Genomic DNA, 6,985 nt, shown 5'->3' on the forward strand with positions numbered 1-6,985 from the left:
CTGTCCTTCCGCTGCGCGGACGCGGGGGTCGCGGCAGAGGCGGTCGAGCGGGCGGGCGGCGCGGTGCGCGTCGCGCCGTTCGAGGCCGAAGGGGGCGGCAGGGCCGCCGGGTTCAGCGACCCCGGCCACGCGCGGTTCGCGGTCCGGGAGTCCGGCCGGGCCGGGGCGCTCGGCACGGTCGACGTCCCCGGCGCGCTGTGGTGGACGCAGCTGTACACGACGGACGTGGAGACGGCGAAGCGTTTCTACGGCGCGGTCCTGGCCTGGGAGACGGAGGACGTCGTGCTCGAACGCGGCGCGGACTACACCGTTCTCTCGCCGCGCGGCGGCGGGATGGCGGCCGCGCACGGCGGCATCATGCAACTGCCCCCGGAGGCGGCGAGCGCCGGGATATCGCCGGGATGGCACCCGTACTTCGCGGTCGAGGACTGCGACGCCGCCGTCGCCGAGGCCGTCGCGCACGGGGCGACGCTCGCCCTGCCCGCCGAGTCCTCGAAGGGCATAGGCCGGCAGGCGACACTCCGCGATCCGTTCCGGGCCCTGTTCTCGGTGAACAGCGCCAAGGTCTGAGCCCACCCCGACGCTCCCGCCTGTTCCGGCGGTTCTCCCTGAGGAGCTATGTGTCAACGCACGGCGACGACTTCGAGATCGATATTCACATGACGGCCCGTCATGCCTTTGGCCTTGGTCATGCCGAAGGCGTAGCGGTCGACGACGGCGGTCGCGCCGACGGTCAGCCGTGCGCCGTCGACGGCCATGGCGCCGAGCGTCAGCACCACCGGCCGGGTGACGCCGAGCACGGTCAGCTCCCCGTGCACGGTGGCGCCTCCCGCGCCGCGCCGGGCGCCGCGGCCGCTGAAGCGGATCTCGGGGTGCGCCGCCGCGTCGAGGTAGTCGGCGGACCGTACGTGGTGGTCGCGCTTCGCGATGCCGCTCTCGAAGCTGGCCGCGCGGATCACCGCGTCCACCTCGGAGTTCCGGTCCGCGTCGGTCTCGGCGATCGCGATCTCGCCGTGGTCGATGGCGAACGTGCCCCGCACCGGGAACAGCCCGAACATGGCGCGCGTGGTGAAGCGGACCGCCGACGCCTCCGGGTCGATGCGGTAGACGCCCGGCGATGGTTCGTCTCGTCGGTCTGCACCCTCGGTCGTCATCGAAAGCGTCGCCTCCGCCCGTTTCCGGTCCCCTGTGGTCGCTCCAGCGTCCCGCAGCGCCCGCGCGCCCGCAATCGCCGATCGCGCCGGTTCGCCGGACCGTCGGCGTACGGGCCGTACGGGCCGTACGTGCTGCCTGCGCCGTACGTGCTGTACGGGCAGTACGGACTGCCGTACGGGCCGGGGTCACATGGGGTACTCGGTCTGCGCCGCCCGGACGGTGACCCAGCGGGTCTCCGTGAACGCCTCGATGTTGGCCTCGCCGCCGAAGCGGGCCCCGGTGCCGGAGGCCGCCACGCCGCCGAAGGGCACGGTCGCCTCGTCGTTGACGGTCTGGTCGTTGATGTGGACGAGGCCGGTCGGTATGCGGTCGGCGAGTTCCAGGCCCCGCATGACGTCCCGGGTGAGGATGCCCAGCGACAGCCCGTACTCGCTGTCCGCGGCCAGGGCGGCGGCCTCGTCGAGGGTGGCGAAGGGCCGTACGGGGGCGACGGGGCCGAAGACCTCCTCGCGGTATGCCGGGGAGTCGCCCGCCGGGTCGTCGAGCACGGTCGGGCGGTAGTACAGCTCCTCGTACGTACCGCCCGCGGCCAGGCGGGCGCCGGAATCCACGCTCGCCGTCACCAGCGCGTGGATCTTGTCGCGCTGCCCGGCGTCGATGACCGGGCCGAGGGCGACCTTCCCGGAGGCCGGGTCCCCCACCGGCAGCCGCGCGGCCTTCGCCGCCAGCCGTTCGGTGTACTCGGCCGCCACCGACTCGTGCACCAGGTGACGGCCGGTGGTCATGCAGACCTGTCCCTGGTGGAAGAAGGAGCCCCAGGCCGCGGTGGACACGGCGCGTTCCAGGTCGGCGTCGGGCAGCACGATGAGCGCCGAGTTGCCGCCCAGCTCCAGGTGCGCGCGCTTGAGGTGGCGGGCCGCCGACTCACCGACCGCACGGCCGGCCGCCGTGGAACCGGTGAAGGAGATGATCCGCACCCTCGGGTCGGCGACCAGCGCGGCGCCCGCCTCCGCGCCGCCGGGCACGAGGGAGAGCACCCCCGGCTCCAGCCCGGCCTCCTCGAAGACCCGCATGAGGGCCACGCCGCCGCTGACGGCGGTGCGCGGGTCGGGCTTGAGCACCACCGCGTTGCCGAGCGCGAGGGCCGGGGCGACCGACCGGATGGCCAGGACCAGCGGCACGTTGAACGGCGCGATGACGCCGACGACGCCTGCGGGCACGCGGCACGCGAGGCTCAGCCGGGGCTGCGCGGACGGCAGGACCTGGCCGGTGGCGCGGGAGGCCAGCGCGGCGGCCTCGTAGCACTCCTGCGCCGCCGTCGCCGTCTCGAACTCGGCCTTGCCGCGGACGCTGCCGGCCTCCCGGACGATCCAGTCCTCGATCTCCCCGGCGTGCCGGGTGAACAGGTCGCCGGCGCGGCGCAGCACCTCGGCGCGCCGGGTGTAGGGGGCGCGGGCCCAGGCACGTTGCGCGTCGGCGGCGCGGGTCGCGGCGCGGGCGATGTCCGTGGCGTCGGCCGCGCCGATCCGCTCCAGCACGGCGCCGGTGGCGGGTTCGGTGACGGGCGTGTCGCCGCCGTGGGCCTTGGTCCAGCCGTCGATGTTGACCTGGGCCGACCAGAGCGCGGGATCGAGCAGGGACATGCGGATCACTCCTTCGTGGGCGGTACGGGGCAGGGGTCGGGGTCGAGGTCGGGGTCGGAAGGTTCGGGGCCGGGAGGTGCGGGGCCCGAAGGCTCAGGGTCGGAAGGTCGCGTCGGCTTCCACGGCGACCTCCAGGACGAGCGGTTCGGTCCGGTCGGCCAGTGCGGGCAGCAGCGCGTCGAACTCTCTGAGCAGGGCGTCGTGGCCGGTGACGGTGCGGGCGGGACAGCCGAGGGCCGTGGCCATGCCGCTGACGCTGATGCCGTCGAAGGCGGGCCAGGGGCCCTTGCCGCCGTGGTGTTCGGCGAGCCGGTCCATGACCGCGTAGCGGCCGTTGGCGAGGACGACGAAGACGACGCCCACGCCGTAGTGCGCGGCGGTCCACAGCGCCTGCACCTGGTAGAGCGACGAGCCGTCGCCGACCACCGCGACGACCGGCCGCCGGGGCGCGCCCATCCGGATGCCGATGGCGGCGGGCAGCGCGAAGCCGAGGCCGCCCATCGCCGCGCTGAGGAAGCCGAGGGGCCGCCGGGCCGGTATGAGGTCGTGCAGGTCCGGGCGGCTGGAGGGGGTCTCTTCCACGAGCACGGCGTCGGCGGGCAGCCGTTCGGCGAGGGCCGCCAGGACGTGGGCGGCGCGCAGCGGTTCGTCCGTGCGCGGCGGCTGCGGCGGCGGCTCGCGGCGCGGTGGCGCGGGCGTCCCGGCGCGCTCGGGAACGCGGGCCGCCAAGGCGGCGCAGAAGGACGGGAGCGGGGCGATCACGGCGAGGTCGGCGGGGGCGCGCCGCGCTTCCTCGGGGTCGTCGGTGACGAGGGCGAAGCGGGTGCCGCCGGGCGCCAAGGGCCCGTCGTGGTAAGGGGATTGGCGCAGGACGGGCGCGCCGACGGCCAGCACCAAGTCGTACGGCGCGAGGGTGTCGCGCAGCCGCGGGCGGTCGGCGGGGAGGTGACCGGCGAACAGCCGGTGGTCCTGGGGGAATCCGGCCCGCGCGCCGAAGGACTCCTGCCACACCGGGCAGGCGAGCCGTTCGGCGAGCGCGGTGAGCGCCGCCCAGCAGTCGGCGCCGTCCGCGCCGGCCCCGACGACGAGGGCGGGGGCGGCGGCTCCGGCGAGCAGCCGGGCGACTTCCCGTACGGCCGCGGGGTCGGCGGCGGTGCCGTGGCGCAGCCGGGCGGGCGCGGGCAGGGGAAGTTCCTCGGCGGGCGCGCTCCAGTCGTCCATGGGGACGATGACCAGGGCGGGGCCGCGGCCGGTGCGGGCGGCGTGCGCGGCGCGGCCGATGGCGCCGGGCACGTCCTGGGCGCGCGGCGGCGTCTCGACGCTCACGGGGTAGTCGCCGCCCAGCCCGTCGAGCCGTCCGGCGAGGAAGGGTTCCTGGGCGAGGTGGCGGCGGTCCTGCTGGCCGACGACCACGACCATGGGGGCCCGGTTGGCGCGGGCCGTCGCCAGCGCGCCGACGGCGTTGCCGAGCCCGGCGGTGGTGTGCAGCAGGACGAAGGCGGGTTCGTCGCGGGCGAGGGCCCAGCCGGTGGCCGCGCCGACCACGGAGCCCTCGTGCAGGGCGAGCACGAAGCGGAGGTCCTGGGGGAGGTCGGCGAGGAACGGCACCTCGGTGGAGCCGGGGTTGGCGAAGACGGTGGTCAGGTGGTGCCGGCGCATCACGTCGAAGGCGGCGGCGCGTACGGTGCGCAAGGGGCGGTCCTTCCGGAGGCGGTGCGGGGGGAGCCTCGGGGTTCAGGGCACGGTGGCGGCGGCGGGCGCCGCGGTGGTACGGGCCGGGGTGCGGGCCCGTACGGCGGCGAGCAGGGCGAAGCCGGCGGCGACGATCGCGGCGTCCAGCCACAGGGCCGCGGTCCAGCCGCCGGTGCGGTCGCGGAGCGCGCCGCCGACGGCGGGGGCGAGGACGGCGCCCATCTCGCCGATGAGGTTCTGCATGCCGAAGGCGGAGCCGCGCATGCGCGGTTCGGCGATCTCGGCCGTCCAGGCGTGGCCGACGGGCTGGAGGGCGTTGAAGAACAGGCTCGCGGTGAACAGCAGCAGGCCCATGATCCACAGGGTGGGGCGGGCGGCGGCGGTCAGGTACCAGGCGAAGGCGACGGTGAGCAGGGCCTGCACGCCGGTGCAGGAGAGCATCACGGACTTGCGGCTCCAGCCGCGCCGCCGGGTGCGGTCCGAGAGCCAGCCGCCGGCCGGGAAGCCGAGGAGGCCCGCGCCCGCGTTGAAACCGGCGGTGAGGGCGGCGCTCATGAACGAGGAGTGGGCGGCGCCGGCGACGATGGACACCGACCAGAAGCTGAAGAACCACAGGTTCCACAGGATCGCGATGTTGGCGAGGTAGATCAGGTTCAGGTCGCGGTCCTTGAGCACCGGGCCGAGTTCGGCGCCCTTGCGGACGAGGGCGAAGAGCACCAGGGCGATGGCGAGGGCGACTTCGAGCAGGGCGATCCACAGGCCGGATACGCCCGCGCGGTCGCCCAGCAGATAGACGGCCATGATCAGGGCGAGGGAGACGGCGGAGTACGCGGCGAGTCGCAGCGTCGCGCGGATCACGGCCCGTGCCCGCAGGTGGGCGCGGAAGCGCACCGCGAGGAGGAGGGCCGCGGCGAGCGTCGCGACGCCGAGGATCCAGAACGCCATGCGCCACGCCTCGGCGCGGGGCAGCACGTGTTGTCCGATGCCGATGAAGTGGGGGGTGAAGACGGTGGCGACGGTGATGCCGAGCGCGAGTCCGGTGATGACGACGCCCATGCCGAGGCTGCGGTGGCGTTCGGGGGTGACGGCGGTGATCAGGGTGCGGTCGTTGGAGTAGAACGCGCCCTCGCCGAGGCCGGTGACGACGCGCAGCACGATGAACGCGACGAGGCCGCCCGCGAGTCCGGTGGCGATGGTCGCCGCGCCGGCCCATACGAGGCTGACGACGATGAGCGTGCGGTGGCCGTGGCGGTCGCCGAGGTAGCCGCCGGGAAACTGGGTGAGCATGTAACCGGCGAAGAACAGGCCGCCGATGAGGCCGCCGAGGGCGTGCGGGTGGCGCGCGTCCGCGAGGAAGCCGACGCCGTTGTCGATCATCCAGGTGACGACGGGCCCGGTCACGGCGCGGTCGGCGGCGCTCACCGTCCAGCCCAGGAGCAGCAGGAGCCAGAGGGTGTGCCAGGGCTGGAGGAGCCGGCGGCGGCCGGCCGGTGCGGGGCTCGGGGTGTCCTCGGGGGCGTCCTGCATGGGGGTCTCCCGGTGGGCGAGGCGGTCGCGAGGGGCGGTCCGTCGCGGCACGACCGGTCGGCGTCGGCGCCGGCCCGCCCGGCGAAGCATTCCACCGTGTTCCGCGGAGCGGAATCCTGTGATGTGGGCGGGTCGGCGGGTGACGCCGGGCCCGACTGTAGAGCCGGACGCTCGCCCTGCGGAACGACCGCGGATATTCTTTCTGCTATGCCGAACACGTCGGGCGACGCCTACGGCGCCAGTTCCGTGGCCAACGCCCTGCGCACGCTCGTCTACCTGCGCGGGCAGGGTTCCGTACGCGTCACCGACGTCAGCGACCACCTCGGCGTCGCCCGTTCCACCGCGCACCGGCTGCTCTCCACGCTCCGCGCGCACGGCTTCGTCGAGCAGGAGCCGGGCGGCCGCCGCTACCGCCCCGGCCCCGCCCTGGTCGGCCTGTCCCGGGCGGGCTGCGACGAACGCGATCTCGTCCGGACCGCCCGCCCGCAGTTGGAGTGGCTGCGCGACGCGACGTCGGAGACCACGAACCTGCTGGTGCTGGCCGGGCCGGACTCCTTCTTCCTGGACGGCGTGGAGAGTTCGCAGCAACTGCGCGTCGCACCGCGTACCGGCGACCACGTCCCCGCCTACGCGACGGCCGGCGGCAAGGCGCTGCTGAGCGAGCTGTCGCCGGAGGCGCTGCGCATGCGCTACCCCGCCGGGCTGGCGGCGCTCACCCCCACCACCCTCCCCGACCTGGACGCGCTCGCCGCCGACCTCGCGGCCTGCCGCCGCCGGGGTTACGCGCTCAACCTCGACGAGAGCGTCACGGACGTACAGGGCATCGGCGTGTGCGTCCGCGACAAACTGGGCAGCTGCGTCGCCGCGGTCACGATCGCCGCCCCGTCCACCCGGCTGGGCCGCGCCCGCGCCGCCCAACTCGCCCCGCTGGTGCGGCAGGCGGCGGAGAGGATCACCGCGGGTCTCTG

6 protein-coding genes are annotated in these 6,985 nt (G+C 75.1%); 2 read left to right on the forward strand and 4 right to left on the reverse strand.

Going from position 1 to position 6,985, the window contains the following annotated elements:
* On the forward strand, positions 1-570 hold a 570-nt coding region (locus ACFU99_RS14560), incomplete at its 5' end, for a VOC family protein (protein ID WP_384390870.1).
* Positions 571-623: 53 nt separating this feature from the next.
* On the opposite strand, the gene ACFU99_RS14565 is transcribed toward ACFU99_RS14560, so the two are convergent.
* The 4 genes from ACFU99_RS14565 to ACFU99_RS14580 form a co-directional block, all read right to left on the reverse strand.
* A complete protein-coding gene (locus ACFU99_RS14565) occupies positions 624-1,154 on the reverse strand; it encodes a YceI family protein (RefSeq protein ID WP_384390873.1) in 531 nt (176 codons plus the stop codon).
* Positions 1,155-1,340: 186 nt separating this feature from the next.
* Positions 1,341-2,798, reverse strand: coding sequence for a benzaldehyde dehydrogenase (locus tag ACFU99_RS14570; protein ID WP_384390876.1), 1,458 nt, complete (start codon positions 2,796-2,798; stop codon positions 1,341-1,343).
* Positions 2,799-2,891: 93 nt separating this feature from the next.
* Positions 2,892-4,490 (reverse strand): thiamine pyrophosphate-dependent enzyme, encoded by a 1,599-nt coding sequence (locus tag ACFU99_RS14575; protein ID WP_384390878.1) that lies wholly within the window; start codon positions 4,488-4,490, stop codon positions 2,892-2,894.
* Positions 4,491-4,532: 42 nt separating this feature from the next.
* Positions 4,533-6,017 (reverse strand): MFS transporter, encoded by a 1,485-nt coding sequence (locus ACFU99_RS14580; protein ID WP_384390881.1) that lies wholly within the window; start codon positions 6,015-6,017, stop codon positions 4,533-4,535.
* Between the two features lie 207 nt (positions 6,018-6,224).
* On the opposite strand from ACFU99_RS14580, the gene ACFU99_RS14585 reads away from it, so the two are divergent.
* A partial coding sequence (locus tag ACFU99_RS14585) for an IclR family transcriptional regulator (RefSeq protein WP_384390884.1) occupies positions 6,225-6,985 on the forward strand: 761 nt, incomplete at its 3' end.

The organism is Streptomyces sp. NPDC057654 (assembly GCF_042800135.1).
Lineage (GTDB): Bacteria > Actinomycetota > Actinomycetes > Streptomycetales > Streptomycetaceae > Streptomyces.

What these genes read in the sequence shown, in the direction of transcription:
- ACFU99_RS14580 (WP_384390881.1), bottom strand. Translation starts at nt 6,017, where the DNA reads ATGCAGGACGCCCCCGAGGACACCCCGAGCCCCGCACCGGCCGGCCGC.
- ACFU99_RS14570 (WP_384390876.1), bottom strand. Translation starts at nt 2,798, where the DNA reads ATGTCCCTGCTCGATCCCGCGCTCTGGTCGGCCCAGGTCAACATCGAC.
- ACFU99_RS14565 (WP_384390873.1), bottom strand. Translation starts at nt 1,154, where the DNA reads ATGACGACCGAGGGTGCAGACCGACGAGACGAACCATCGCCGGGCGTC.